Source organism: Sporosarcina ureae DSM 2281, assembly GCF_000425545.1.
In the GTDB taxonomy this organism is placed as follows: domain Bacteria; phylum Bacillota; class Bacilli; order Bacillales_A; family Planococcaceae; genus Sporosarcina; species Sporosarcina ureae.
This window is the reverse complement of the sequence record NZ_AUDQ01000009.1, coordinates 117689-143100: the sequence shown is the minus strand read 5'-3', so window position 1 is coordinate 143100 and position 25412 is coordinate 117689. Positions and strand designations below refer to the sequence as shown.

The following is a 25412-nucleotide window of genomic DNA, read 5'->3' as shown; positions in this document are numbered from 1 at the left end:
TGACAGATACTAATCGATCGAGGACTTAACCTATTTTAAAAAGTAGTTACTTGAACTACACCAATGTCTTTTATTCAGTTTTGAGTGAATAAAATCTTTTGTAAAAAGGATTGACAATCTCACTCAGTTTGATATAATAATCATGGCTTTGAAAACAGTTCAGTGATGATGGCAAAGAGGTCACACCCGTTCCCATACCGAACACGGAAGTTAAGCTCTTTAGCGCCGATGGTAGTTGGGGGGTTCCCCCTGTGAGAGTAGGACATCGCTGGTCTGTTAGACAAGTTATAAAAACAGTATAATCACATTACATTATTCCGCAGTAGCTCAGTGGTAGAGCAATCGGCTGTTAACCGATCGGTCGTAAGTTCGAGTCTTACCTGCGGAGCCATTATTGGAGAGCTGTCCGAGTGGCCGAAGGAGCACGATTGGAAATCGTGTAGGCGGTTTGCGCTGCCTCAAGGGTTCGAATCCCTTGCTCTCCGCCAGATGTACGCATTCATTATAGATGGCCCCTTGGTCAAGCGGTTAAGACACCGCCCTTTCACGGCGGTATCACGGGTTCGAATCCCGTAGGGGTCACCATTTTTAAAAATAAGTTTTCATGCGAATTATATCGCAATATAACCCAGGAGGATTAGCTCAGCTGGGAGAGCACCTGCCTTACAAGCAGGGGGTCGGCGGTTCGAGCCCGTCATCCTCCACCATTTATTTTATAGTATTATCGCGGGGTGGAGCAGTGGTAGCTCGTTGGGCTCATAACCCAAAGGTCACAGGTTCAAATCCTGTCCCCGCAACCAAGGTCCCGTGGTGTAGCGGTTAACATGCCTGCCTGTCACGCAGGAGATCGCGGGTTCGATTCCCGTCGGGACCGCCATTTTATACATACGCTTTGAAGAGGGTTTTTTTTGGAAATACCAAATGTGGCTCAGTAGCTCAGTCGGTAGAGCAAAGGACTGAAAATCCTTGTGTCGGCGGTTCGATTCCGTCCTGAGCCACCATTTATATGCCGGTGTAGCTCAATTGGTAGAGCAACTGACTTGTAATCAGTAGGTTGAGGGTTCAAGTCCTTTCGCCGGCATCCTTACTGGTGGGGTAGCGAAGTGGCTAAACGCGGCGGACTGTAAATCCGCTCCCTCCGGGTTCGGCGGTTCGAATCCGTCCCCCACCACCATTTAGGGGCATAGTTCAACGGTAGAATAGAGGTCTCCAAAACCTTTGGTGTGGGTTCGATTCCTACTGCCCCTGTATTTTTTAAAAATAATTATTTTGGCGGTCGTGGCGAAGTGGTTAACGCATCGGATTGTGATTCCGACATTCGGGGGTTCGATACCCCTCGTCCGCCCCATATTTTAAAAGCATTAACACTCATTACTATACTGTAAGTGATCATAACATGGCGGGCGTGGCGAAGTGGTTAACGCATCGGATTGTGATTCCGACATTCGGGGGTTCGATACCCCTCGTCCGCCCCATTAATGGGGTATAGCCAAGCGGTAAGGCAACGGACTTTGACTCCGTCACTCGTTGGTTCGAATCCAGCTACCCCAGTCAGTTTTGCGGAAGTAGTTCAGTGGTAGAATACGACCTTGCCAAGGTCGGGGTCGCGGGTTCGAATCCCGTCTTCCGCTCCACTATGTTGGCGGCATAGCCAAGCGGTAAGGCACGGGTCTGCAACACCCTTACCACCGGTTCGATTCCGGTTGCCGCCTTATAATTTTATATAATTACTTTACACGTGCCCGAGTGGTGGAATGGCAGACACGTCGCACTCAAAATGCGATGCCGCGAGGCGTGCCGGTTCAAGTCCGGCCTCGGGTATCACCAAGTCTTATTGTATTAGTTTGAATAAGACCTAAAGCATCTACAAACGTTGATATTTCAACGTTTGTAGATGCTTTTTATTATGTTTAAATACAAGTAGCTAACTTGACTATACAATAGGACAGATTGTATTGATGTAATAAAATAACATAAAGTATGTTTACATACTAGCCTTTACTCTTATGAGTAAGGGCTTTTTCATATACTTTAGTATACTTCAAGAAATTTAAGTGTTCTTTAAGAATAGCGTAAGTGAATAGTAAGATGCATTGCATAGTATGGTAAATAGAGATAGTGCGACCAAGGAAAGGAAATAGATACTCTATGAAACCAAAAAACGGTTGGATATGGATACTAATATTTCTTATACTTATCGGAATATGCATAGGAATAAAATATAAAGGTAGGGATGTTCAAATTAAACAAGATGCTCAAGCTGTAAATCGACTAAGTGCAGAGCAATTTGTGATGGATCATTTGATGAAACGAGACGGACGAATTCATACAAATATCTTAGAAAGAAAAAATGAGTATTTATCGGAAACCGTAGGGTTGTGGATGGAGTATTTACTAGTAAAGGACGATTCAAAGCAATTTAAACAGCAAGTTCGTGTATTAGAGAAGTACTTCTTAACAAAAAATTATTTAGTAGTATGGGAGTTGAAAAAAGGAAAAGCTGCAAACTCGAATGCGTCAATCGATGATTTACGAATTATGAATGCATTATTTGAAGCAGGAGAGAAGTGGAACAAACCCGCCCATACAGCACTCGCTAAACGTATGGCAGATGGATTAAGAATATATCAGCTAAATGAAGAGTACTTAATCGATTATATCGATTTGAAATCGAAAGAGCAGGGGTCTGTCATCACGCTAAGTTACATTATTCCAGATGCGTTTGATCGTTTGAAACAACGCGGCTACATCTCTGCAACCGTCTATGACAATACGTTTAACTTGCTTACGGAAATGCCACATTCAGCCAAAGGATTTTTTCCGAAATCATTTGATGTTCAAACAAAACACTTTACTTACGACAAAAAAGTGAACTTAATCGATCAGTATTATATTGGCTATCATCGTGCTCAATGGAACGGAGACGTGACAGAATTATTGGAGTTCACTAAACGAGAAATGTCCAAACCACATGGTCGATTGTATGGTGTTTATGATTTGAAAGAGGGTAAACCATTCGCCGACTATGAAGCACCCTCCATCTATGCACTGGCAATCTTAATGTGTTTAGAACTTGAAGAGGTTGAATTGGCAAAGCAATTGTTTACTCAAATGAGAACACTTCAGCAAAACGATAACTCGAAACGATATTACGGTGGATATATCGACTTACCTACACTGGATACGCACACGTTTGATAACTTGTTGGCAATGATTGCAGAAAGGACAGTGGCTTATGAAAACATTTTTTGAAGGAAGTCAGTTTATACTCATAGTGTTATTGCTAGGAGTTCAATTGTCCACCTACTTATTGCTGCCGTATGGTGTGGAGGGGCTTGTATTAATCGCCTTTTTACTTCTGTTACTCAGTTACACGCTGTTAAGAGGTTCAGCCGCGGGGTTATTTTGGAGCTTGCCCTACTTACTAATACTTGGTGCTGTGCTCTTTGATGGTCAGTTTTTCAATCGTTTTGTAAAGGAACTTGAAGTTCCTCTACCTTATATGTTGGCCTACGGAATTGCTTTAATAGGTCTGATTTTACTTGCTGGTTATATACAAAACCAGCTAACTGATCAGAGGCAGTTAGTTTTGAAGCTTCAAGAGAGAATACGTCGATTTACAGCCGTTGATATTGAAACAGGGTTTGATAATCCAGAGCGAATGGAATTTGAAGTTACAGCGGAAATGAAGCGAATCGATCGATATGGAGGATCTTTCGTACTGCTAATTTTACAGATGGATCACTATGAAGAATTTCAAAAACTTTATGGTGAAAAGGAGAGAGCGCATCTTCTTTCGTCACTTGCTTATAAGTTGGGGGAGTTGACGCGGCAAACAGATCGGAAGTTCAGGTATGACACAGATAGACTAGCAGTTTTATTAACTAATACAACTGTCGAGTCCGTGGAAATAGTGTCAAGTAAATTAGAGAACAAACTTAAAGTCCATCAATTGTTAAGTGGTAATTTAATAGATCTCACGTTCCTAATTGGGCAGGTGACGTATGAGCCAGGTTCAGAATCCATGGATTATGAAGTGCTCATGGAGAAGGTTGAAAGTGAGAGGGTTAGCTATGTACTCTAAGATTTTGGTGCTAACGGGTTTACTTATATTCTTTAGCTGGAGTTCTATAACTGATACTTCGAGCGCGGCTGAAGCTAAGCCAACTATTCTATTCATTTACGCATCTGAAAAAAAACAAGTCGATGAAAACATTCATATGTTAGATGCGACATTTTCAGCTTTTGCTATGAAACAGCAGGTCGTATCTGCTGAAGACTTCACACCCGACTTATTGCGCGGAACAGATGTAGTCGTTTTTGTAGGGGATTTTGAAATAAAACTCCCTTCATTGCTCATTCAGGAAATCGATCGTTTTAAAGGAGAGATTATTGTCATTGGGTATAACGGAAGTCAATTCAAAGCATTCAACGAATGGAAGTTTCAAGATGAAGTTGAAATTAGCAAGCTTGACAATACATCACTTTCCATTCCGATGTCAGTAGTCGATGTGATACCTCCAGACGGGAGTGAACTAATTGAAGTCGGGAATAGTTTATATGCACAGCATCCGTATATCGTAAAAAATGGACGTCTGACATATATTGCTTCTTCTGCATTTGAAAACGATCAGAAATATGCCTTATCAAAACAGATGCATCAAATTATGGGCGTTAAAGAGCCTACAGTCCATCCCGCCTACATCCGACTAGAAGACATATCTCCTGTTTCAGATTATAAGCTTGTACAAGAAACTGGAGATTACTTAGCTGATCGGGGAATCCCTTTTTACTTAGCGGTCATTCCAGTGTATGTGAATAACGAGAATGGCGAAAAAGTCTTTATGAAATCAAATCAGAAGTTAGTTAACGTGCTTCGACATTTGCAAAGTCGTGGCGGAATCGTTATCAGCCACGGATATACACACTCTTATCGCTACGAAGAAACAGGGGAAGGCTTTGAGTTTTGGGATAATCAATTAAACCAGAAAATCACAACGGAACGGACTGATAAATTGCCGGAATCGTTACCAAAACGAGAGTCGTTTCGCTCAGAAAGTGAATACAGAATAATTATGGACAAAATGGATTTAATTGAAAAAGGCTATATCGAAACCAAGCATCAAAAAGCGATTGAAGAGTTAACGGATATTGGCTTGTATCCGCTCGCTTTTGAAGCGCCTCATTATACGATGAGTTCAACAGGATACAAAATCACTTCAAATTACTTCACTTCAATTTTTGGTCAAGTTCAGTTGAGTGACGAAGACTGGGAGATTATGGACGCTCCACTGTTTGTATCGAATCCTTCAATTCTATCGGGGATGAAGTTGTATCCTGAAACAATTGGCTATGTAAACCCTCAGCTAGAGGATCCTTTAGAAGTGGTTAAGGAAACTGTCAAACGATTAAAAGATATACCAGGTTCTATGGTAGGAGGGTTTTATCATCCGTACTTAGGGATGGAACACTTACAAGAAATGCTAGATCTCATCTATTCAGTCGGCACAATTGAATGGCTGGATTTAAGTGAGACAGAACAACGCGTGCAAACAGATCAGGTATTGGTACACCAACAAGAAAACGGTGAACTAACAGTAGAATCTGATCGAAATACTTGGAAACGTTTAGTGGAAAACTCCGTTGATAAACCGCTTGAAGCAATGCTCTGGGGACTTTCGATTGTCGTCTTGTTGTTTATCATTGCCTTTTTCATCTACATTGTAAATTTACGCGCAGCGCTGAAAAAACGTTTGTTTAGAGAGAGGGATTATAGTGGCTGATATTCTTTTTTATGTATCACTAATACTTATATGGATGATGCTTCTCTATCATATGTTTCTAATGCAAGGTGGCTATCATCACTTTAAGACATTTGAGAAAGTCATTCCGCAATGGAAAAAAAACATGACAGATTTGCCTACAGTGAGCGTATTTATCCCTGCACATAACGAAGAAGTTGTAATTGAACAGACGCTGAAAGCTATGGCGCGGTTGTATTATCCAAAAGAAAAATTAGAAGTTATAGTAATAAATGATAACTCATCCGATCGAACAGGCGCGATAGCTGCTCTTTATGCAGATAAATATCCATTTATCAAAGTAATTGAAACAGAGGAGCAAAATAAAGGTAAGGGAAAATCTTCTGCTTTAAATGATGCCTTACAACGAACAGAAAGTGAAGTTATAGTTGTCTATGACGCAGATAATACGCCTGAGCGAATGGCGGTTTGGTATTTGGTTATGGGGTTAGTAAATGATCCAAAAGCGGGCGCAGTGGTCGGCAAATTTCGCGTGACAAATGCTCAAGCAACCTGGCTAACGAAGTTCATCAACATCGAAACGATTTGTTTTCAATGGATGGCCCAAGCAGGGCGGTGGAGTTGGTTCAAAGTAGCAACGATTCCAGGGACAAATTTTGCAATTAGACGGTCGATTATGAAAGAGCTTGGTGGGTGGGATGTAAAAGCACTTGCCGAAGATACCGAACTAACTGTACGGGTATATGATTCAGGCTATCACATTCGATTTTTTCCAGCTGCTATTACTTGGGAACAAGAACCGGAAACGCTTAGTGTTTGGTGGAAGCAACGTACTCGGTGGGCAAGAGGGAACCAATATGTAGTACTAAAATTTTTAAGTCAGTTTTTCAAGTTAAAGCGGAAGCGAATTATCTTTGATTTGTTTTACTTCTTCTTTACGTATTTTCTCTTTTTCTTCGGTGTCATCGTCTCAAACGCATTATTTATTATCAATCTGTTTTATGACATTCAGTTGTCTGTAGGCAATGTTGCTTTAGTTTTATGGGGGTTAGCGTTCTTACTATTCCTAGCTGAAGTTATGATTACGCTCAGTATAGAGAAAACACAAATGAATCGCAAAAATTTCTTCAATGTTATATTAATGTATTTTACGTATTCCCAAATGTGGATTGTTCTCGTGTTTTATGCGTTAGTTCTTGAAACAAAAAGAGTGATGTTCCGGCAAGAAGTCCGTTGGTATAAGACAGAGCGATTCGAAAAGAAACGAGGAGATCTCCAATGAATAGATTCGTTGTTATGTTATTAATGAGTATAGGTTGTTTTATCGGAATGTCAATAGTCGGAGAACAGGTACTTGCAAAATATGAAATTCAGCTGGCTGACGTTAAAGTGAGTCCGATTGATAAGCAAGCTAAGAATCGTCAGGCGTTAACGAACAAATCTATCGAGCTCTATGGTCCAGTAGAAGAAAAAACATTCTTTTATGAAGTGAAAACTGAAACGGAAACAGTTGGGAATGAGGTGGTTTTCCACTTAAAGCATTCTGAACTACTTATTGAGCCTTCCTCTGTAACATTTAGTATCGATGATCAAACTGTGCATTCCGCCGCGCTAAAGGAGAGTGAGTTAGCGAACAAAATCGTCATTCCTTTACCAAAAGAAGCACTGTCGATAGGTTTTCACACCATTACCGTATCGTTTAATGGCGTGCTAAAAGAAGGAATTTGTGTCGACCAGGAGATGCCAAGTAATTGGTTGAAAATCGGAATTGACTCTTACTTACAACTGCAAGGTCAACAATCTGAAGATGTCAGTTTGTCAGATTATCCGGAAGTTTTTAGTGCGAAAGATCATCAATCCGTTTCAGTGATCATTCCGGATAAGCCTTCTTTAGAAACCAGAAGTGCAGGAAGTGCAATTGCTGCATTTTTAAAAAGTAAGTCTGAGAATAGTAAAAGAGTCCAAGTAATACGTGAATCTAAAGTGAACGTGATCGATGGAAATTTCCTTGTAGTTGGAACACAATCAGAGTTTCAAACAAAACGGATAAAAAAGATGCTTACTGAAGCAAAAGTAAACGTTCCAGACAAAGGTCTTCTCTTATCTAGACATCGCTTAAACGAGAGTGCGGAGTCGCTGTTCATTCTCGTGAAAACTCCGCAACAATTCAAAGACCGAGTTGAAGTTCTACTTGATGACTCTTTGAGTAAACAACTTACAGATCAGCAAATGATTATTACATCGACACCTGCACTTGATAAAACGAGTGGTGTTATTCCATTGAAGAAATTTGGGATGAGTGATATTACATTTGACCGGACAAATAGAGTGAGTGATACGTATTTCGGTTACACCCCACCGAGCTGGAATGCTAAACCAACATTAGAACTATTTTTACGCCGCTCAGATACATTGAAATATAGGGAAAATGAAGAAGGTGTAGAACTTTCAGGTGAAGATGTTGAATTAGTTGTTCACATAAATAACATTCCGTATCCAATTGATATTCGGGAACTATATGAAGAAGAGAACGGCGTATTCTCTGTTAAAATTCCTATCGAAGAAGGAACGATTCAAGAAAATCATCTAATCTCATTAAAAGTAGAAGTGAATGGCTTACGAAGAAAGAACCCTTGTTATAGCAATAACGAAAATCGCTGGGTGTACTTATCTGAAGACAGCTATTTCACATTCCAAGAAGGAGATTCAACTAGCGAAAAGACATTAAAGAGTTTCCCATATCCATTTAGTGATTCAGCGCAACAAACAAAAATCATCTTGCCACAGGGTCAAGAAGTTGCAGATGATGACCTAACGAAGTTAATCTCTTCGTTAACTGCATTTGGCAGGGTCCCTGCCATCGAACTTATTAAAGGGGAACAGTTTAAAGAAGCCGATGCAAAAAATAGTCATCTCATCTTCATAGGAGGAAGTGGGCTCCAACCTATATTGAAAAAGAATGAAAAAGATTTAATCATTCCTTTCATAGATGACATTCCCGATTTTCAAACGTTTGGATTTTTACCAGAAGCGGTTCAGCACTATAGCTGGATTCAAGAAAATCCTTGGAATGAAAAAGGGTATTCGATGATGGTTTTTGATGCAGCCAGCGCTAAAGCAAAATTGATTGACGAGCGATTCCTTGAGTCGTTAACAAATCTGAACGAAACGTCTACTATTGCAATTCAAACGAGAGAACATCATCTATATACAAATGCAAATGAATTTGAAGTGAAGAAAGGTAGTTTGAAAGCGGCTCACATGTCTGACGCGAAGAGTTCGTTTAAGAATTCTAGCTGGTGGGTAGTTGGATTTGTAATTTTATTAATTCTCGCAGCAGGACTCTTTATTAGGGTGAAACAAAAACGACTAAAGAGTAGAGAGAACTAATAAAATGTAAAGTTTCTATACTAACTATTCTATTGTGAGGTGAACAAAATGCTCTTACGAGATGTCTTTAATACGCCACAACAAGATGTGCTGTATCAGCTGCTAGAAGAATCATTGTTAGTTGCCTATCTGTCATCAGATGGGCAATTTCTAGAAGTCAATAATCGCTTTTTAGAAACGTTTCACTATACACTAGAAGATCTCCACGGAAAAGAATGTACGATGTTATTAGATGGTCAGATTTACAATATCGAAAGTATCTCACACTCTATCCATCAAGGAGAAGCTTGGAAAGGGGAAGCGTGTTTCATCACAAAATACGGTGAGTTGAAATATTTAGAGTCTACGTTTGTGCCAGTTGCGGATTTGGAAGGGAGAATCGATAAAATTATTTCTATTCATATAGACCGCACGGAACAGAAAAATGCGATAAGATGGAAGGAGATCGCTTTTCAAAATGAAGTAACGAATTTACCGAACCGCAGAAAGTTGACTGAGGTTTTAAAGTATTATCCTAGAAAAAATTCAGAGTTCTCAGTGATAAATTTAGATATTGATAATTTTAAATTAGTAAATGATACGTATGGGCATGCTGTGGGAGATCAATTGCTATTCCATATGGGGAACCGATTGAGCAATCTATCCTTATGTAAAGACAGTGTGTTTCATGTAAGTGGTGATGAATTTGTTATTCTGATTCCATTTATAACTATTATTGATAAGACTGTGGAAGCCATTCATGCCGCATTTGCTACTGGTTTTGTCATAGATGATTTTGAGCTTACAGTGAGTACGAGTCTTGGGTATAGTTGTTATCCACAGGATAGTACTGACACATCACAGCTATTAGAACTTGCGGATATTGCAATGTATAGGACCAAGTTATTAAAACATAGATAGTTTGGGAGCGTTACTTATATTAAAAGAAATAGACTTGAAGTCGTTAAGGGGGGCTGTTTTGAATAATAAAAAACTGTTGCTCATAACTGGATGCTTCATACTTATCCTTACGGGTTTTAGATTGCTATGGGTGCAACAATATGGTCCGACCAATTATCCGAAAGCGGTAAACGGGCTGCTAGACCTTAGAGGGATAGACTTTGCAGATGAAACCATTCCGTTAAACGGTGAATGGCTGTTGTATCCTAGAAGTTTAATAAAACCGAATAGCTCACCGAGTAGCCCCGTTGAGATTACACTCCCAGGTGATTGGAAGAGCTACTTTGACGCTAGTTCTGAGACGGAAGATGCGGATTATTTTTATGGGACTTATCAATTACGAATTTTACTAGATCCGTCTACACAAATGGAACCGTATACGTTTTATATGAAAGATATCCGTTCTACGTCAAAAATTTATATAAATGGACGGAACGTTTCAAACCAAGGAAGTGTCGCTACTTCGCCAGAAAAGTATAGCTCAGGTGCCCGACCATTCTTTGTAACAATTGACAGCAATGTGGATGAAATTGACGTGCTTATCCAGATAGCTGACACTGGACATACACGTATCGGAGGCATTAAAGAACCGATTCAGTTCGGTTATTCAAAGAATGTAACCACTTTTTACACGCTATCGATTGTCCTTCAGATTTTATCTGCAAGTATCTTAATCTTACATTTTCTTTTTGCTCTTATTATTTACTTTGGTTTTTCTAGAAAACTTGAAATGTTCTATTTGGCTATGGTTTTTGGCAGTGCAGCGATTTCGATTCTGATGGACGACGATCGAGTTTTCCTAACCATATTTCCAGAAATCTCTCCGCAGTTTTGGATGCATTTGTTTTCAATATCCTACGTGACATCCGTAGTATTCCTGATGCTTGTTTTTAAACGTTTAGTAGATAATTCGACAAAGAAGAGAATAGGTGTAACTGTTGCTTATTACATGAGTCTTGGATTATATGTTATATATATATTCATGAGGGTGTTTGAGTGGTTTGCAGTCGCGCAATTTCTGTTTTCTTTCTTAATGCTCACTGTCCCTCTTATAATTGCTATTAGTTTGTTTTTACTTCTCAAAGACGGTACTTCAAGTGTTATTTACTTACTACTAGCAGTAGTTAGTATTGCAAATAGTATTGGATGGGGCACTCTGAAAACAAATAGTATAGTTGTGTTGCCTTACTATCCATTTGACATAATGATTGCGGTTCTACTGCTTGCAGTCTTTTGGTTTAAACAATTCTTTAGAGTATCCAAAGAAAGTCAGGCGTTAGCAAAGAGGTTGCAGCGAGTTAGCGACCAAAAAGACGAATTCTTAGCAAATACATCCCATGAATTACGCAATCCACTTCACGGCATTATGAATATTTCACAAACAATTTATGAAACTGATGGCCAGTTGTCGAATGAAAGCAAGGAAAATATGGAAACCTTAATAACAATAAGTAAAAGAATGTCCTATATTTTAAATGACTTAATAGATGCTCAAATATTGAAAGAAAAAGGAATTCAGTTACATTTAGAAGAAGTCAATATTTCTGCAGTCGTAACAAGTGCGGTAGATGCACTCAAGTTTATGACTGAAGGGAAGGATATTAATTTCCGCATACAGATTCCAAAGGACTTTCCTTTTGTTATAGGGGATGAAAATCGCTTATTCCAAATTGTTTTCAACTTGGTTCATAATGCAGTTAAGTTCACAGGATTTGGTGAAATTGTCATCACAGCAAGGACTGTAGGGGACACAGCGGAGATTTCAGTGCAAGATACAGGGATTGGGATGAATCCTGATGTGTTAGAATCTGTTTTCCAACCATATGAACAGGCAGATTCGAGTATCACAGCGCTTGGCGGAGGTCTAGGATTAGGGTTAGCCATTTGCGAACAGCTTGTTCACTTGCATAATGGTGATATCGGGGTTCAATCTGAACTAGGAAAAGGGTCTACATTTACATTTATAGTACCAATAGGAAAAGAGCGTACTCTTAAAGACGAGACGATTTCTCCAAATTCTATGACGTCAATCAGTAAGGAAACGGAATTTACAGACTCGAATGTTCCTGTCGTAGGAGCTCAGATTCTTGTAGTAGATGATGATCAGGTAAATAGATCAGTAATTAAACAAATTTTGCAAAATAAAGGTTTTGTTGTGACAACGTGCGCAAGCGGTTCACAAGCTCTCGCCTGTATAGATGAGAAAAAGTGGAGTTTGGTCATTACCGATGTGATGATGCCGCAAATGTCAGGTTATGAGTTATGTAAGCAAATACGTAAGCGCTACTCCATTGTACAATTACCAATTCTGCTGCTAACGGCACGAAGTGCTGCAGAAGATGTACAAGTTGGGTTTCAGTATGGTGCCAATGATTACGTAAGAAAGCCTGTGGATCGAATCGAATTAGTAGTACGCGTCCAAGCTTTAACCGATTTACAAAAATCTATGAATGAACGTACTGCAATGGAAGCGGCATGGTTGCAAGCGCAAATTAAACCACATTTCTTATTTAATACACTTAATGCTATAGCCGCACTAAGCGAAGATGATCCGGAGAAAATGATGAATTTAATCAACCAGTTTGGTACGTATTTAAATTCCAGTTTTTCTACTCAAAATCTAAATCAGTTAGTGTCACTTGAGAATGAACTGAGTTTAGTCAAATCATACACGTATATTGAACAACAACGTTTTAACGATCGTTTAAAGATTGAGTGGGATGTTCGAGTCCAATCGAAAGTGAAGGTGCCACCTCTATCCATTCAAACATTAGTAGAAAACGCGATTACGCATGGTGTGCTTTGTTTACCAGAAGGTGGAACAGTAACGATAACCATTGTTGAAGTATCAGATCATGTAGAGATTTCAATACATGATGACGGTATAGGAATGAGTGATGAAAGAATACGGACATTATTAGAACGCGAAAATGAGCAGGGTAAAGGAATTGGATTGATAAATACAGATAAGCGTCTAAAACAGTTATTTGGAAATGGATTAGACATTACTAGTGAAATTTCTAAAGGAACCACTATATCATTTTATATACCTCTCTAAAAACTAAAAGAGGGCAATCACTATTCTAATAGAACAGTGATTACCCTCGATTGTTTATTCTAAAAGTGAAGAAAAGAGTTCCATCGTTAACGAGTCTGGCGTAATGCCAAGGTCTTCCATAAGCAAGTCTTTTAGTTCATTAAAAACACGTAGAGCTTCTCCTCTGTTGCCATTGTTTATATGGAACTGGATAAGTTGACGAGTGTAATAATCGGAGTAGGGATCAGCTGCAATAAGACGTTGTAAATATTTCTGTTTCTTTGTAGGCTGGGAGTCTGCCGAGAAGTAATCAGCAACATTTTGAAGAGAATGAAGTAGCAGTTGTCTTAATAAATTGGCCTTTGCACCTGCCCACTCATAACCATTGACTTCTAAATAGTCTCCAGTATAGGTTTTTAGAAGCCTTTCGCACTGGGCAATCGTTTGCGCAGTTACAATCGATGATTCACTAAAATACTGTTCGAATTGTTGTGCGTCGGAGTGGAGTCCGTCTAACTGCATTGAATAACTGCCTTGTGCAAACTTAATGGCATTTGGATACCCTAAAGAATCTAGCAAGCTGCGCAAATAGGAGATAGTCGTATGTAAGAGAATCTTGGCTCGTTTATATTCAACTTCTGGCCAGAGCGCATCGATTAGTGTATCACGGTGAATCGAGTCCTGTAGATAGGTAATGAAATAGGCGAATAGTTCTTTAACTTTCGCTGTTTTCCATTTCACTTGCTCTGTCTCATGATATACCGTGAACTCCTTAAAACAAGTAATTTTTAACGAAAGATCCTGTTCTGTGGGGATGAGAACACTACCTTTAGAACGAATACTTAATTCTTCTTGTAGGCGATGGATAGTTTTTAACAGGCGATCCAGCAATATTGGTTTTAATAGGTAATCAATGGAATGTAGCTCGAAAGCTTGCACTGCATAATCTCGATAAGCAGTTACAAATACAATTAAAATGTCTTTGTTCCAATCCAAGATTAAATCCGCTAATTCTAAACCGCTCATTCCAGGCATATCAATATCTAAGAAAATAACATCAAATGGAATTGATCTCATATTTTTTAATACTTCAGTCGCATTAGAATACGAAGCTACGATTTCAACTTCGCTTGTCTTCAATAATTGTTTCTGCATCTGTTTTAAAGCTAGATGCTCATCGTCTACAAGTATTGCCCGTATCATTGTGATTTTCCTCCTTAACTTATCTACTTCCCGAACACATTCTATTATTATGTCAGATTGTGGAAATATAAACAAGGCTGACGCTAATTGAAAACAGTTTATAAAACTATAATATCTACATCCTTATGGAGATTTGAATGTTTAAAACGGCTCTATAATAAATATTGAGGTTGATATGTTTTTACAAAATGAAGACAACCTGAAAACATCTAAGTACAAGATGTAAATACAGGACTCGGGACATTATGTCTAGTTTTTATAGTTCCCAGCCTAAATCAAACACATCATATAGTAGCATTACAGATTCTCTGGAAAAGAGAGAATTTTTTTTGTGGGTAAACCACAAAAAAAATATTCGCTGTAGGTGTCTCTAATGCCTACTATTACTGAGTTCCCATTTCTTGATTATCTCAGAAATTCACTTTGTCCCGAGTCCTGTTATATCAAAAAAATATGCCTATTCTTTACAATTTCTCAATTTTTGCTATCCTGTAGAAACAATGAGAAAGGAGAAATCCGAAGTGAAACTTGATTATACTAGTGCGATACCATTGCATATTCAATTAAAAGATATCATTGAAAAACAAGTAGCGGAAGGGATTTTTTCTGAACAAATTCCGAGTGAACGCCAGTTTATAGGAGAATACAACATTAGCCGTAGTACGGTGCGTGAAGCCATCAATCTATTAGTTCGGGAAGGGATTCTTGAAAAGAGGCACGGTAAAGGTACATTTGTTTCGTTAAAACCGATTCATGATTGGCTTGGGAATTTAAGTAGTACGACGGAAGCCATCCGTGACATAGGAATGAAACCTGGGGCAAAACTAATTACGCATTACAAAACTATACCGTCGACTTATATTCAGGAGCGAACTGGGTTTACAGAAGCCTATTTTATAAAAAGAGTGCGTTATGCGGATGATATTCCAATTGGTATTGAACGACATTATTATCCAATTGCGATTGGAGAAGAATTAATTAAATATAATTTAGATAATGCTACACTTTACGATTTAGTTCAAAATGAACTAGGTATACAGTTCGCCGAGGCAGATCAAACGATTTCGAGTGGGTATTTGTTGCCAGAGGATATGGAGTATTTGGATGTTCCAGCTAATACAAATTTTATGATTGCAGTGCGAATTATTAAAGATCAAGCTGGTTCTGTTGTTGAAATGGAAGAAGCATTTTATCGGAGTGATATGTATTCCTTTAAAATGAATCTATCACGAAAATTCGGGTAGTATTAAATGCTATCCCCCAATAATTACGTATTGTAATAAGATGTATTGAGTTTTCAAATATCTGAATTGAAAAAAAACATTGTAAACTAATACCACTTTCGTATACACTATTTATAAACCTACTACAACTGGTCCGGACGTCACGACCTATCGCATAAATGTTGTGCTGGTTAATTAAGGGAGAATGGAGTGATTTTCATGATTATTGGGGTTCCTCGTGAAGTTAAGAACAATGAGCACCGAGTTGCACTTACACCATCTGGAGTTACGGCTTTTGTGCATGCAGGACATCGTGTGTTGGTGGAAAGCATGGCAGGTAATGAAAGCGGTTTCTCGGATGAGGAATATAGAGTAACAGGTGCTGAAATTGTAGCTACAGCGGGTGAAGCATGGGCGGCAGAGATGGTGATGAAGGTCAAAGAACCGCAACCTGAAGAGTATAGTTACTTAAGGGAAGGCTTAATTCTATTTACGTACCTCCATTTAGCTGCCGAGGAAAATTTAACGCGACAACTTGTTGAGAAAAAAGTAACTGCAATCGCTTATGAAACAATTCAGAACAGTAATGGTTCATTACCACTTTTAGCTCCAATGAGTGAGGTTGCTGGGCGGATGTCGGTTCAAATTGGTGCACAGTTTTTAGAAAACTCCAAGGGCGGAAAAGGTATTCTTCTTGGTGGTGTACCAGGAGTTAAACCAGCAAATGTTGTCATCATTGGTGGTGGTGCTGTAGGAACAAATGCCGCGAAAATGGCGATCGGTCTAAGAGCGAATGTAACCATTATTGATATCAATGCAAATCGTCTCCGTGAATTGGATGATATGTTTGGTGGAACTATCACAACCTTAATGTCAAATCCACTAAACATACAAGAGGCAGTAGAACATGCAGATCTATTAATTGGGGCAGTACTGATACCAGGTGCTAAAGCTCCGATATTGGTTTCTGAGGATATGGTAAAGAAAATGTCCAAAGGGTCTGTCATTATTGATGTTGCAGTTGATCAAGGAGGATCGATTGAAACAATTGACCGTATTACGACACATGATGACCCAACATATCTGAAAAATGGCGTATTGCATTATGCTGTTGCAAACATGCCTGGAGCCGTAGCGAGAACATCAACTATATCATTGACGAACAATACAAGTCATTATGGTGTTTTACTCGCGAATAAAGGATTACAGAATGCGGTTGAAACAAACGAAGCATTTGCCAAAGGTGTAAATACACATGATGGATTTGTAACATACGAAAAGGTTGCCACTACACACAACATGCCTTATAAATCACTATCTACTATCTTTACTGAAAAACCAGTTTCTTCCTTTTGAACCTACTGTTAAGTTAGAATGATAATAGAATGGGGGAAAGACCTATGAAGACAGCAGTTGAAATGAGTAATATGATGGAAAAAACAACATCTCATTTATGGAATGCAATGCATCGCCACAATCCAAATGCACAGCAAACAGTTGGAGTATCAGGTGAAGGATCATGGTTTACAGATGAGAACGGAAATAAATACCTCGATGGTGTGTCAGGTTTGTGGTGTTTGAATCTTGGTTATGGGCGTCAAGAAATAGTGGACGCAGCCACAGAACAAATGAAAAAGCTATCTTATTTTCCGTTAACAATGAATCATCAACCTGCCGTCGGATTGGCGAAGAAAATAAGTGAATTGTTAGGTGCGAGTTATCAAACCTTCTTTTCTAATAGTGGTTCTGAGGCAAATGAAACGGCTTTTAAAATCGCGCGTCAATACCACAGCCAAACGGGGAATCCAGGCAAATTTAAATTCATTTCGCGTTATCGTGCTTACCATGGATCGACACTTGGGGCATTAAGTGCAACCGCACAAGCAAATCGCCGTGTCAAATATGATCCAGGGGCGCCAGGGTTTTTACATGTATATCCACCTTATAGCTATCGCTCAATCTTTGGTGGAGATCCGGAAGAGTCTGATTTAAAAGCTGCGCAAATGCTTGAAGAAATGATCAATTGGGAAGGAGAAGAGACTGTAGCAGCCTTCATTATGGAACCGTTCATTTCAGGTGGAGGTGTCATTATCCCATCTAATAAATATATTCAACGCGTTGCGGAAATTTGTAAAAAGTACAATGTATTACTGATTATGGATGAAGTCGTTTCCGGTTATGGTCGAACAGGTGAAATGTTTGGCTTCATGCATGCAGAAGGCGTTCAACCCGACATTGTGACAATGGCAAAAGGTTTAACAAGTGGTTATTTACCGCTTGGAGCTACAGCTGTTAAATCGGAAATCTATGATGTGTTTAATCAGGAAGGAAAAGATAATCACTTCCGACATGTTTCCACTTATGGTGGTCATCCAGCTTCATGTGCTGTTGCACTTAAAAATATTGAAATTATTGAGAGGGAAAATATCGTTGATCGTGTACGTGAGTTAGGTGAAACGAAATTAGGTAAACTTGATAGTCTAATAGACCACGAAAATGTTGGGGAAGTTAGGCGGGTTGGTTTTCTACTTGGGTTGGAAATGGTAAAAGATAAACAATCAAAAGAACCTCTGGATGATTTGAAAATGGCTGAAATCGTTGGCAAGTGCAAACAAAAAGGCTTGATTATTGGTAAAAATGGTGACACTGTCCCAGGTCAAAATAATGTTATCATCGTTGCACCACCATTAACAAGCACGGAAGAGGATTTGGATTTCATCGTTGAAACAGTAGAATCTGTTATTCGTAGTCTCTAAATTAACCCTGACTCACATGCTGCTAATCTGGAGTAAAGAGCGGGATGGATGGGAAGGTAATATAGATGAATTACGAAAGATTAAAAACATTTATTGCGGTTGCTGAAAAGAAAAGCTTTTCTGACGCAGCAAAAATATTGTATGTTACTCAACCTACGATTACATCACAAATAAAGGCGCTGGAAGAAGAACTAAATACTAAGCTATTTGAGCGAACCACGAAAAAGGTAGCAATGACTTTATCCGCACATGTTTTATTAAAATATGCCAAAGAGATTATCCGTTTAAGTGATTCAGCTCAAAAGGAAATTTTGCAAATGGAAAACACTATAACTGGTGATTTAAGTATGGGATGTAGTCTAACAATAGGTGAGTATATACTTCCAGAGTTTTTAAAAAGATTTATAGATTCGTACCCACTCATTCAAATGAGTGTTAAGATCGAGAATTCAAACAAAATCGTAGATAATCTTAAAGATCAATTAATTGATGTTGGGTTAATTGAAACACCAATAGAGGATCCACAAATTACTCTGGAACCAATTTTAGAAGATGAACTTATTTTGATTGCTGCACCAGATTATTTTTCTAATAATGAACTGAATATTTCATTGGATCAACTGAAAGAAACACCGCTTATTATTAGGGAAAAAGGATCAGGTACACGAGCTGTTGTGGATAAATATTTAAAACAGGCCGGACTTTCATTAAATGATTTAAATTTAGTTATGGAGTTTGGAAGTACTGAGGCTATTAAAACGGCTGTTGAATTAGGCTTGGGAGTGTCGTTCATTTCAAAAAGTGCGATAAAAAAAGAATTAAAATTAAAATTGCTAAAGACATATTCAATTAAAAATATATCTTTTTATCGCTCCTTTTACATCGCATTTTGTAAAGATCGCGTTTTAAAATCATCAACTGAATTATTTTTGGATGAGTTACGAAGTATTATTCGGGAAAAAGAAGTAGGTACTCTAATCCACCTACCGACGAGCAATGCTTGATGTAAATAGATTGAAAAATCAGTAATTATACTTGGAGGAGGAATTTAAAAATGGTAAAAGAACAAACAATGGTGAAAAAAGCAACGAATCAAAAGGTTAAAATGACACCAAGCGAGGCAATCGTCGAAACACTTCTAGCGGAAGGTGTTAAAGAGGTTTATGGTATTTTGGGCTCGGCCTTTATGGATATGCTAGATTTATTCCCGGCAGCTGGTATAAAATTCTTATCGGTTCGTCATGAACAAAGTGCTGGACATATGGCGGATGCCTTTACACGTGTTTCCGGTGTTGCAGGAGTTCTTGTTGGACAGAACGGACCAGGAATTACAAATATGGTAACGTCCGTTGCAGCTGCGAACCAAGCACATACACCAATGGTTATTATCTCCCCTTCAGCAGGGACGCCTACAATTGGTTGGGATGGATTCCAAGAATGTGACCAAGTTTCCATCTTTAAAGAAATTACGAAAGAAACAGTCCGCGTAACACATGTGAGCCGTGTAGCTGATTGTCTGCGTACTGCTTTCCGAATTGCGTATGCTGAGCGCGGACCAGTATTGTTCGATATTCCACGTGATCTATTTTATGGAGAACTGGAAGAACAAATTCTGCAGCCACATCAGTATCGTGTTGATGCCAGAGGTTGTGGTGACCCCGCATCGATTAAGAGAGCTGTGGAACTATTAAAAGACGCAAAATACCCTGTTATTATTTCGGGACGTGGCGCAGTAGATGCAGATGGTATTGATGCGGTTGCTCAAATAGCTGAGCATTTAACAGCACCTGTTGCAGTAACATATATGCACAATGATGCTTTCCCTGCAAATCACCCACTTGCAGTTGGGCCAATTGGTTATATGGGATCAAAAGCTGCAATGCATACGCTGAAAAAAGCAGATGTCGTTCTAGCGATTGGAACACGTCTATCGGTATTTGGAACATTACCTTGTTACGATATTGATTATTTCCCGAAAAACGCTAAAATAATTCAAGTCGATATTAACCCACGACAAATCGCACGAACACATCCCGTGGAGGTTGGAATTATTGGCGATGCAAAAGCAGCGAGTGACGAGATTTATAAACAATTAATTTCTGCCCTACCATCTCCAGAGAAAAAACAGGATCGTTTGGAAGAGCTTGGCAAGGCCAAGGAAGAATGGGAACAAGAACTGATCGACTTGGCAATGGTAGACGGTAGTCCAATCAACCCACGTCGTGCCTTGTTAGAATTAAGAAAAGCCTTGCCTGAAAACACGATTATCTCATCCGATATTGGAAACGTATCATCGACTGCCAATGCATACCTGAAATTCAATCAATCTAGACGTCATATCGCAGCATTAACATTTGGTAATACTGGCTTTGCTTATCCAGCAGCACTTGGAGCTCAGCTGGCCGAGCCGGATTCACCAGTAGTAGCCATCATTGGTGATGGTGCATGGGGAATGAGTTTGCATGAAGTAAGCACGGCTGTGGAACAAGATATTCCTGTTATCGCTTGTGTGTTTAACAATAAATCATGGGCAGCAGAGAAAAAGAATCAAGTCGACTTTTATGATAACCGCTTTGTCGGCGCCGATATTGATGCGCCTGATTTCGCTGAAGTAGCTAAATCAATGGGAGCAATTGGCCATACGATTACTAATCCAGAGGATATTGGACCGATAGTAAAAGAGGTTTTGGAGCAACGTAAGCCAGCAGTCCTAAACATCTTCGTGGACGGGACACAGCTTGCACCACCATTTAGAAAAGACGCATTAAAAATGCCAACAAGATTTTTGGATAAATATAAACACCTAGATCATGATGCATGGAAAAAATAAAAATAAATAAGTAAGCAAAAACATCTCCATACTGGCCTATGCTAGCATGGAGGTGTTTTGTTATGAGAAAGAGATAACATTTATCATCTATTAACTAACCTTTCAGGCACAATAAATAAGTTTTCGGCCTTGATGTAAAATGGCTGAAGGAGGTAAATTATCAGGCTATACTTGAATAGAGAAACAATTGTTGTGAAAAGTCTTGTGAATTTGTTCGTCAGTTATAAGGGAATCTGCAGCTAACACGGTACCTATTAGTTCAAAATAGTCAATAGGTATTTGGTGAAGTGGATCATCTCTACTTCATTGCAACACACGTAAAACAGTAAATCAATAAATAAATGCTTTGTAACTGAGGCACTGATATTCTTTATCCAATCGTAAATGAGAATTTGTTACATTGAAAAACATTCAATCGCCCAGCTTCCTTTACTGATTGCCCGGCTTCACTTATCAATGCTCTAATTCGTTTGAGATTGACCGCAAATATGGCCATCGCACCTTGTATCTGCATACCGATAGACCTGCGTGTTATCAATACACACTGTACTGACGAAGTAGTTGTCCTAAAGTTGCCTAGGAATAACTAGCGAAGGCACCTTTTTAGTGGGAGGCATCCAAAATGCACCAAAGCGTGTCAAATGGACAATTCGTAGTTCAACCTATAATCCAGGACTTTTTCAGTGGCCTCGGCGTGGATGTAATACCCGTACAAGACCTGCGGAAGCACATCCTAGAACACTATGAAACCAGCAAAATGGAACCCCTTTAGGGTGCTTCTAGGCACAGCCTGTCCGCAGGGAAGAAATCCCGAAACCTGATGGTGGAGTGCGGTTATTAGGTATCCCTACCGTGACAGATCGTCTCATTCAACAAGTCATTGCCCACGAATTAACCTCTTTATATGATCCGACATTTTCAATTCATAGCTTTGGGTTTCGAACAAATCGATGCGCCAGTGATGTGATAAGGAGAGCAAAAGGATATATTCAAGGGGGGAATCGTAGGGTTGTGGATATGGACTTAGAGAATTTCTTAGACATGGTGAATCATTATAGGTTCACGAGAACACTTGTGAAGCAAATTGAAGATAAACGTCTACTCGGGCCAATCCGTAGCCGTCTGAAATCTGGAACCATATATAAGTGGTCTGGTGACAACAAGTGCATAAGGAACTCCACAAGAAGGACCTCTTAGTCTTCTACTCTCTAATGTTGTCTTAGATGAACTGAATATAGAGTTGGAGAAAAAGGAACATAACTTTGTCCGATACGCCGATGCCTGCAATATCTATGTGAAAACAAAGAAATCGGAAAATTGATTCGTGGATTCCATCACTTCATTTATCGAAGGGAAACCTAGGTTGAAAGTTAATCAGAATAGATCCGCGATGGACCGCCCTTGGAAGAGGAAGTTTCTTGGATTCATCTTTACTTTTCAGAAAGAATCAAAGGTTCCGATTCCTGAAGAAAGTTTAAAGCGGATAAAGAATAAAATCCGCGAGATACCTCTAGGAAGAAATCCTATCCCATGGATTATCGAATCAAGAAATTAAATTAATACCTGTTGGGTTGGTGCAGTTCCTTCGTTTTGGGGGAGGGCCAAGTGTTTTCGGAGACTTCGATTCTTGGATTAGAAGAAGGCTTCGAATGTCTACGTGGAAAAACTGGAAGAAACGAAGTAAGAAGGCGAGAAAACTCATTGGATTAGGTGAACAGAAAGTTAAGGCATAGGAATAGGGTAACTCACGTAAAAGTTACTGGAGAACTTCCAAAAGTCCTTTATTATATAGAGCCCTCGGAAACTCCTACTGGAGTTTTCGAGGGCTCAAAAGTCTACTATCACGATACGTAAATTTACGTCATCAGTCTTAAATGAACCGCCATATACCGAACGGTACGTATGGTGGTGTGAGAGGTCGGGAGGTAATCACTCCCTCCTACTCGTTTGAATATCGGCGCTGATTATTTAATATCCTCAATACTTGCAGCTGTAACAGAAGTTAAGGCACCGGAACATCCTCTGTTTTTTTATCAACATAATCCATTTCAACATTTGGCTCTTCAATATCTGCACTTGCAGCTGCCACAGGAGCTAAGACAGATGTAAAATCCTCTGCTTTTTTATCAACATAATCCCCCAAAACATAATGATCCATTTCACCTTTTGGAATGGCACTATAACTTTTAAATCTAGTAATAAAGAAGATACCACCAAGTCCAACCCAAATAGATAAGGCGATCCATGACGGTGTTCCTAGGAATCCGGGTGAACCTGGTACGACAAGTAAAAGGAAAAACCCTGTGCTACTGATTACACCTAGTAAACATAAAAACTTACGTGTTGGTGCAACAATGGAAATTCCTTTTGGATTCTTTGCGGATGCATCTGACCATTTAAGTAAACGGTAAGCTATAAAACAGGTATAGAAGTAGGCGATTGTTACTCCAAGAGCCGACATATCAACTACCCATAATAACGCTTGTCGTCCAAATAATGGAGCGAAAACGGTTACAGCCAAGGTGAATAAAATACCAATATATGGTGTTTTATATTTGGGATGTAATTTTCCAAATGCTGCTGGAAGGACTTTGGCTCTTCCCATTGCGAACAGTAGTCGACTAGTTGATGCATAAAAACCATTAAGTCCGGTAAAGATACCCATCATTAAAGCAAAGGAAAGTAAAATAACTCCCCAAATCCCATAGGCATTTTCGACAATAGTACCTGTTCCCCAAATAGATCCTGTTTCAACAGCACTAGTCCAAGATTGACCTACACCAGTAGCTATTATGGATAAACAATAGGCAAAACCTGCACAAAGTAGAGCGATAACAATTAATTTAAATGACTTTTTAGGAGAAAAGTCAAATTCTTCAGCCGCTTGTGGTATATTACTAAACCCAACATATGCCCAGGGTGCAATGGCAACGATGGCAATGATTGATGACAAAGCTCCTACCCCTGGATTGAACAGTGGTTGTATGTTCGTAAAAGAGCTGGCTGGATGTAGAATCATACCGATTGTTAGTAAAGCTAAGCCAACTATTAATGCGACACAAAATACAAATTGAGAAAATCCGGATAAGTCCGCTCCTCGTATATTTATAAAAGCAAAAACTACTAATGCGATACAGGCAATGACAACCTCTCCCGCATAAACCTCCCATCCAGCAATACTATACATAAAACCTCGTTCAACAATAGATGGTAAGACAAATTTTCCTAGAAGTGCTATAGCAGATGCATTTAATGCTACAATCGACATATAGCCAAGCGTTAAAAACCATCCACATACAAATGCATGATATCTACCTAATCCATAATAAGCATAGGTAAACTCACCTCCAGATATGGGTAACTTTTCAACAAGGAAACCGTAGCTAATTCCGATGATTATCATCAAGAGCGCTCCAATTAAGAAACCAATAATGACCCCGAGTGGTCCCGCCATTCCCATCCAATCAACTGGTAAAACAAACGCTCCCCATCCAACCGCCGAACCAAAAGCAATTGCCCAAACCCAATGTGGTTTTAATGTTCTCTGTAACTGTTCACGTTGTTCCATTTGTATTCCTCCTCGTCATTATTTTTTGTAAGCGCTATCAAAATAGTTTTTTTAAAAAGTGTCTATGATTCACACCCGAAAAGCCAAAATCGCCTTGATTGTTTCCTGACCGAAACTGAAAAGTGGTAAAATAGTAAATATCGCACAAAAAGGATCCGAGGAAGGGGGAAATTAGGTACACCAATCGGAAACGCAGCAGAAGTATACCGACACATGTTTAACAAAAGCGATAATAGCTTATAACTTCAAAGCTGTGATAAAAATATAGAGCTAAGACGGTTTACTTGGCATGTTTAAAGTCGCTCCTCTCCGAAATTACTGCCCATTGTAAAAAAATATTTGAATTCACAATAAACTCTTAAGGGATTTTCAAACCTTATCTTATTGGGGTTATATCATGTCTATAGATTAAATTCTAGCGGTTAAATACTGAATAATCAACAATTTCTGTAAAATAGAGTTATTGGAAAGTGAGATAAGGTTTATGGTTAATTTTTATATACCGTCGTGTTTTCATGAAATAATAATTCGAACTGAATAATTAGCTTTATGGTGACTATGTAAAAAGTTGGTTGGTCCCGTCAATGTAACGAGGAGAATACTTTTTAAAACCACTATCTCATTTAGAAATGGGAAGGGAAAAAGGATTTGAGGATTCAAAGCAGCACTGCCATAAGGTGAAGTGCACATTACCCTTCGGAGGA

Annotated in this window: 16 protein-coding genes, 16 tRNA genes and 1 rRNA gene; 31 read left to right on the top strand and 2 right to left on the bottom strand. The window is 39.0% G+C overall.

Annotation, left to right across the window (positions count from 1 at the left end; genetic code table 11):
- Window positions 1-158: 158 nt before the first annotated feature.
- The 24 genes from rrf to H605_RS0110390 all read left to right on the top strand — a co-directional run bounded on the left by rrf (window position 159) and on the right by H605_RS0110390 (window position 13149).
- Window positions 159-274, top strand: a 5S ribosomal RNA gene (gene rrf / locus H605_RS0110505).
- A gap of 42 nt (window positions 275-316) precedes the next feature.
- A tRNA-Asn gene (locus H605_RS0110500) sits at window positions 317-391 on the top strand.
- A 5-nt stretch (window positions 392-396) separates the two neighbouring features.
- Window positions 397-488 (top strand) — tRNA-Ser (locus H605_RS0110495).
- Window positions 489-510: 22 nt separating this feature from the next.
- Window positions 511-585: transfer RNA gene (locus H605_RS0110490), tRNA-Glu, on the top strand.
- Window positions 586-631: 46 nt separating this feature from the next.
- Window positions 632-707: transfer RNA gene (locus H605_RS0110485), tRNA-Val, on the top strand.
- 18 nt (window positions 708-725) lie between these two features.
- Window positions 726-800 (top strand) — tRNA-Met (locus tag H605_RS0110480).
- A gap of 1 nt (window position 801) precedes the next feature.
- Window positions 802-877, top strand: a tRNA-Asp gene (locus H605_RS0110475).
- A 48-nt stretch (window positions 878-925) separates the two neighbouring features.
- Window positions 926-1001: transfer RNA gene (locus tag H605_RS0110470), tRNA-Phe, on the top strand.
- Window positions 1002-1008: 7 nt separating this feature from the next.
- Window positions 1009-1081 (top strand) — tRNA-Thr (locus tag H605_RS0110465).
- 8 nt (window positions 1082-1089) lie between these two features.
- Window positions 1090-1174: transfer RNA gene (locus tag H605_RS0110460), tRNA-Tyr, on the top strand.
- Between the two features lie 3 nt (window positions 1175-1177).
- Window positions 1178-1248, top strand: a tRNA-Trp gene (locus tag H605_RS0110455).
- Window positions 1249-1272: 24 nt separating this feature from the next.
- Window positions 1273-1348: transfer RNA gene (locus tag H605_RS0110450), tRNA-His, on the top strand.
- A 51-nt stretch (window positions 1349-1399) separates the two neighbouring features.
- Window positions 1400-1475: transfer RNA gene (locus H605_RS0110445), tRNA-His, on the top strand.
- A 4-nt stretch (window positions 1476-1479) separates the two neighbouring features.
- Window positions 1480-1551, top strand: a tRNA-Gln gene (locus H605_RS0110440).
- Between the two features lie 8 nt (window positions 1552-1559).
- Window positions 1560-1634: transfer RNA gene (locus H605_RS0110435), tRNA-Gly, on the top strand.
- 7 nt (window positions 1635-1641) lie between these two features.
- Window positions 1642-1712: transfer RNA gene (locus H605_RS0110430), tRNA-Cys, on the top strand.
- Between the two features lie 28 nt (window positions 1713-1740).
- Window positions 1741-1821 (top strand) — tRNA-Leu (locus tag H605_RS0110425).
- Window positions 1822-2148: 327 nt separating this feature from the next.
- Entirely contained in the window at window positions 2149-3252 is a 1104-nt protein-coding gene (locus H605_RS17755) for a glycosyl hydrolase family 8 (protein ID WP_051210553.1), read from the top strand.
- The gene (locus H605_RS0110415; RefSeq protein ID WP_029054167.1) at window positions 3236-4084 is read left to right on the top strand and encodes a GGDEF domain-containing protein; all 849 of its coding nucleotides are present in this window, start codon (window positions 3236-3238) and stop codon (window positions 4082-4084) included. The genes H605_RS17755 and H605_RS0110415 overlap by 17 nt, the downstream gene beginning before the upstream one ends.
- Window positions 4074-5783 carry a polysaccharide deacetylase family protein gene (locus H605_RS0110410; RefSeq protein WP_029054166.1) on the top strand — a complete coding sequence of 570 codons (1710 nt, stop codon included), beginning with the start codon at window positions 4074-4076 and terminating at the stop codon, window positions 5781-5783. The genes H605_RS0110415 and H605_RS0110410 overlap by 11 nt, the downstream gene beginning before the upstream one ends.
- On the top strand, window positions 5776-7044 hold the full coding sequence (locus H605_RS0110405; RefSeq protein ID WP_029054165.1) for a glycosyltransferase family 2 protein: 1269 nt from the start codon (window positions 5776-5778) through the stop codon (window positions 7042-7044). Before H605_RS0110410 ends, H605_RS0110405 begins: the two co-directional genes overlap by 8 nt.
- Window positions 7041-9152: a cellulose biosynthesis cyclic di-GMP-binding regulatory protein BcsB gene (locus tag H605_RS0110400; protein ID WP_029054164.1), complete on the top strand. Its 2112-nt coding sequence runs from the start codon at window positions 7041-7043 to the stop codon at window positions 9150-9152. The genes H605_RS0110405 and H605_RS0110400 overlap by 4 nt, the downstream gene beginning before the upstream one ends.
- 48 nt (window positions 9153-9200) lie before the next feature.
- On the top strand, window positions 9201-10052 hold the full coding sequence (locus H605_RS0110395; RefSeq protein ID WP_029054163.1) for a sensor domain-containing diguanylate cyclase: 852 nt from the start codon (window positions 9201-9203) through the stop codon (window positions 10050-10052).
- A 58-nt stretch (window positions 10053-10110) separates the two neighbouring features.
- Entirely contained in the window at window positions 10111-13149 is a 3039-nt protein-coding gene (locus H605_RS0110390) for a hybrid sensor histidine kinase/response regulator (protein ID WP_029054162.1), read from the top strand.
- 54 nt (window positions 13150-13203) lie between these two features.
- Here the strand turns inward: H605_RS0110390 and H605_RS0110385 are convergent, their stop codons facing one another.
- The gene (locus H605_RS0110385; RefSeq protein ID WP_029054161.1) at window positions 13204-14331 is read right to left on the bottom strand and encodes a response regulator; all 1128 of its coding nucleotides are present in this window, start codon (window positions 14329-14331) and stop codon (window positions 13204-13206) included.
- 521 nt (window positions 14332-14852) lie between these two features.
- On the opposite strand from H605_RS0110385, the gene H605_RS0110380 reads away from it, so the two are divergent.
- The 7 genes from H605_RS0110380 to H605_RS19445 all read left to right on the top strand — a co-directional run bounded on the left by H605_RS0110380 (window position 14853) and on the right by H605_RS19445 (window position 22873).
- Window positions 14853-15575, top strand: a complete 723-nt coding sequence (locus tag H605_RS0110380) for a GntR family transcriptional regulator (RefSeq protein WP_029054160.1) — start codon at window positions 14853-14855, stop codon at window positions 15573-15575.
- Between the two features lie 198 nt (window positions 15576-15773).
- Window positions 15774-16910 (top strand): alanine dehydrogenase, encoded by a 1137-nt coding sequence (ald, locus tag H605_RS0110375; RefSeq protein WP_029054159.1) that lies wholly within the window; start codon window positions 15774-15776, stop codon window positions 16908-16910.
- A 44-nt stretch (window positions 16911-16954) separates the two neighbouring features.
- Complete coding sequence (locus tag H605_RS0110370) at window positions 16955-18310, top strand: aminotransferase (RefSeq protein ID WP_029054158.1); 1356 nt, start codon at window positions 16955-16957, stop codon at window positions 18308-18310.
- A gap of 65 nt (window positions 18311-18375) precedes the next feature.
- The gene (locus H605_RS0110365; RefSeq protein ID WP_029054157.1) at window positions 18376-19314 is read left to right on the top strand and encodes a selenium metabolism-associated LysR family transcriptional regulator; all 939 of its coding nucleotides are present in this window, start codon (window positions 18376-18378) and stop codon (window positions 19312-19314) included.
- 50 nt (window positions 19315-19364) lie between these two features.
- Window positions 19365-21140: a sulfoacetaldehyde acetyltransferase gene (gene xsc / locus H605_RS0110360; protein WP_029054156.1), complete on the top strand. Its 1776-nt coding sequence runs from the start codon at window positions 19365-19367 to the stop codon at window positions 21138-21140.
- An 828-nt stretch (window positions 21141-21968) separates the two neighbouring features.
- On the top strand, window positions 21969-22337 hold the full coding sequence (locus tag H605_RS19450; protein ID WP_335695478.1) for a reverse transcriptase domain-containing protein: 369 nt from the start codon (window positions 21969-21971) through the stop codon (window positions 22335-22337).
- A 377-nt stretch (window positions 22338-22714) separates the two neighbouring features.
- Entirely contained in the window at window positions 22715-22873 is a 159-nt protein-coding gene (locus H605_RS19445; protein ID WP_232321282.1) for a group II intron maturase-specific domain-containing protein, read from the top strand.
- 269 nt (window positions 22874-23142) lie between these two features.
- On the opposite strand, the gene H605_RS17745 is transcribed toward H605_RS19445, so the two are convergent.
- Entirely contained in the window at window positions 23143-24708 is a 1566-nt protein-coding gene (locus H605_RS17745; RefSeq protein ID WP_051210552.1) for an APC family permease, read from the bottom strand.
- Window positions 24709-25412: the final 704 nt, after the last annotated feature.

Bases quoted from the DNA above. Each gene is read 5' to 3' on its own strand.
- H605_RS17755 (WP_051210553.1), top strand. From the start codon at position 2,149: ATGAAACCAAAAAACGGTTGGATATGGATACTAATATTTCTTATACTT.
- H605_RS0110415 (WP_029054167.1), top strand. From the start codon at position 3,236: ATGAAAACATTTTTTGAAGGAAGTCAGTTTATACTCATAGTGTTATTG.
- H605_RS0110410 (WP_029054166.1), top strand. From the start codon at position 4,074: ATGTACTCTAAGATTTTGGTGCTAACGGGTTTACTTATATTCTTTAGC.
- H605_RS0110400 (WP_029054164.1), top strand. From the start codon at position 7,041: ATGAATAGATTCGTTGTTATGTTATTAATGAGTATAGGTTGTTTTATC.
- H605_RS0110395 (WP_029054163.1), top strand. From the start codon at position 9,201: ATGCTCTTACGAGATGTCTTTAATACGCCACAACAAGATGTGCTGTAT.
- H605_RS0110385 (WP_029054161.1), bottom strand. From the start codon at position 14,331: ATGATACGGGCAATACTTGTAGACGATGAGCATCTAGCTTTAAAACAG.
- ald (WP_029054159.1), top strand. From the start codon at position 15,774: ATGATTATTGGGGTTCCTCGTGAAGTTAAGAACAATGAGCACCGAGTT.
- H605_RS0110370 (WP_029054158.1), top strand. From the start codon at position 16,955: ATGAAGACAGCAGTTGAAATGAGTAATATGATGGAAAAAACAACATCT.
- H605_RS0110365 (WP_029054157.1), top strand. From the start codon at position 18,376: ATGAATTACGAAAGATTAAAAACATTTATTGCGGTTGCTGAAAAGAAA.
- xsc (WP_029054156.1), top strand. From the start codon at position 19,365: ATGGTAAAAGAACAAACAATGGTGAAAAAAGCAACGAATCAAAAGGTT.
- H605_RS17745 (WP_051210552.1), bottom strand. From the start codon at position 24,708: ATGGAACAACGTGAACAGTTACAGAGAACATTAAAACCACATTGGGTT.